The 2114-nt window shown below is 44.9% G+C and carries 2 protein-coding genes; both read left to right on the top strand.

Annotated features, from left to right (window positions below):
* Positions 1-175: 175 nt before the first annotated feature.
* The gene (locus ACO4PX_RS10010; protein WP_485572557.1) at positions 176-1339 is read left to right on the top strand and encodes an aminotransferase class V-fold PLP-dependent enzyme; all 1164 of its coding nucleotides are present in this window, start codon (positions 176-178) and stop codon (positions 1337-1339) included.
* 55 nt (positions 1340-1394) lie between these two features.
* Positions 1395-2114, top strand: a 720-nt coding sequence (gene yedE, locus ACO4PX_RS10015; protein WP_485572559.1) for a YedE family putative selenium transporter, incomplete at its 3' end; no start/stop codon positions are given.

Genomic DNA, 2114 nt, shown 5'->3' on the forward strand with positions numbered 1-2114 from the left:
ATCAATTTATTCCAATTCTCTATATATGTTTAGGGGATTCAAAGAGATATCTCTGGAAAAATAAAAGAATACTCCGAATATTTGCTTAGCTTATCCCTAAGGCAAATATAGTAACAAACGAAAATATAAAGACAAGAGAAAATACAATAACGAAAGGAAACACAGAAAAAAGCAAATGAAAGAGATTTATTTAGACCAGGGAGCCACCTCCTACCCCAAAGCTCCGGGAGTAGGTATGGCTATGGCAAACTATATCGACAATATCGGTGCCAGTATGAACCGGGGAAGCTATGGAAAGGCTATGGAAGTGGGAAATCTCGCCATTCGTCTCCGAGAAAGGGCTTGTAAGCTTTTTGCCTTTCAGGATCCCAGCCATGTAATTATTACTCCGGGAGCCAGCATTGGCTTGAATATGCTGATTATGCCCCTCTTTCAAGAGGGAGGACACGTGATTATCAGTCCCTTAGAACACAATGCAGTACGAAGACCTTTGGAGATGCTTTTGCAAAGAAAGAATCATCCCATTTCTCTAAGTACATTCCCCTATGATTTAGCTTTAAACGGAGATTTCAGCCCGCTGGAAAAGCTGATTCGTCCGGATACCAAGGCAGTAATCATGCTTCATGCCTCCAATGTAAGCGGAGAGATTTTTCCGGTGGAAGCTATCGGAAAAATTTGTAAAGAAAAGGGCATTGATCTGATTTTGGACGCTTCCCAAAGCGGAGGACACATCCCCATTGATTTTGAGAAAATGAATCTTTCTGCCCTTGTTCTTCCGGGGCACAAGGGTTTACTGGGACCTCAAGGCATCGGTCTTACCTTGCTTCGAGAGGATTTTGCAAAAAAGCTTCCCCCTCATCTCTTTGGAGGCACCGGAAGTGTATCGGAAAGTTTAACTATGCCAAACTTCATGCCGGACAAATTCGAGCCGGGCACCCCCAATATTCCGGGAATCTACGGACTGGAAAAAGCCCTGCAGTTTATCGAAGAAACCGGGGTGAAGGAAATCCAAGCTCATACCAATATGCTTCATCAGAGATTTTTGGAAGGTCTCTATGAAATACAAGGAAAGAATTTGATACGAATACCGGGAAAGGAGGGACGAGAAAACAGCGGTGTGCTCAGCATTGATTTTTGCACTATGGACAATGCTTTAATTTGTAACAGATTGGCAAGCCGGTATGGCATCATGACCCGTCAGGGCTTGCACTGTGCGCCAATGGCACATCAATGTTTTGGCACGGAAGAAAGCGGAACTGTACGCTTTTCCTTCGGCTTCTTTAACAGGATGGAAGAAATCGACCGGACTCTACTGGCTATTCAGGAAATTCTTTCCTAATCTCCCCAAAAGGGATGCATTTTCACAACACACATTTACATCAAAGGAGAAAAACATGAAAAGCAAATTCACTGATGCCAGTATCCTACTGGCCGGCTTAGCCACAGGCCTTGCCGCGTTAATTCTGACCAAGATGGGAAATCCCGCCAACATGGGATTCTGTATTGCTTGCTTCTTACGAGATTTAGCCGGAGCAATCGGCTTACATCAGGCCGCTAAGGTACAGTATGTGCGTCCGGAAATTATAGGAATCGTTTTGGGCGCATTTGCCCTTTCTTTTGTCCAGAAGGAATGGAAGCCAAAGGCAGGTTCCTCCCCCGCTACCCGATTTCTTTTAGGAATCGTAATCGTGATTGGTGCTCTTGCCTTCTTAGGTTGCCCCTTAAGAATGGTCATCCGTCTTGGCGGCGGAGACTTTAATGCCATTACCGGACTTGTTGGATTCGTTATCGGAATTTTCATCGGTATTCTCTTCCTGCAAAAGGGCTTTTCCTTGAATCGTGCATATCCGGTTGCCCCTGCTGAAGGACTGGTGCTTCCCGGACTTTTCTCCCTCTTGTTCCTGCTATTTATCACCGTTCCTGCTATTTTTTTCTTAAGTACAGAGGGACCGGGGGCAAAGCATGCTCCAATTTTTGCATCCTTTGCCGTGGCATTTGTTGTAGGTGCTTTGGCACAGAAGGCAAGACTTTGTACTGTCGGCGGAATCCGTGATTTCATCCTTTTCAGAGATACCCGCCTTTTATCCGGCTTCGTTGTAATTTTACTAACCATC

The organism is Oribacterium sp. (assembly GCF_057249185.1).